We start from the raw sequence: 470 nt of genomic DNA on the forward strand, positions 1-470 counted from the left end.
TACAAGGACCTTGTTGGCGAGATTATTTCCGGTGAGGTATACCAGGTATGGAACCGCGAGGTGTTGCTGCTCGACCAGGAAGAAAACGAACTGCTGATCCCGAAAGGTGAGCAGATCCCGAAAGACCGTTACCGCAAAGGTGATGTAGTGCGTGCTGTGGTACAGCGTGTTGAGATCGTGAACGGTAATCCGAAAATCATTCTTTCCCGTACATCTCCTGCATTCCTGGAGCGCTTGTTCGAGAACGAGGTACCAGAGATTTATGACGGTTTGATCGCCATTAAAAAAATTGTGCGTGAGCCCGGCGAGCGTGCCAAAGTAGCCGTAGAATCGTTTGACGATCGCATTGACCCGGTAGGTGCCTGCGTGGGCATGAAGGGTTCCCGTATCCACAGCATCGTACGCGAACTGGAGAACGAGAACATCGACGTGATCAACTACACCGACAACCTGGAGCTATACATACAGCG

Annotated in this window: 1 pseudogene; it reads left to right on the top strand. The window is 51.5% G+C overall.

Features of this window, described 5'->3' with window-relative positions:
• Positions 1–470: pseudogene (locus tag K3G63_RS22545) on the top strand (transcription termination/antitermination protein NusA); the annotation flags it as partial.

The sequence above is a fragment of the Hymenobacter sp. HSC-4F20 genome, from assembly GCF_019599275.1.
Lineage (GTDB): Bacteria > Bacteroidota > Bacteroidia > Cytophagales > Hymenobacteraceae > Hymenobacter.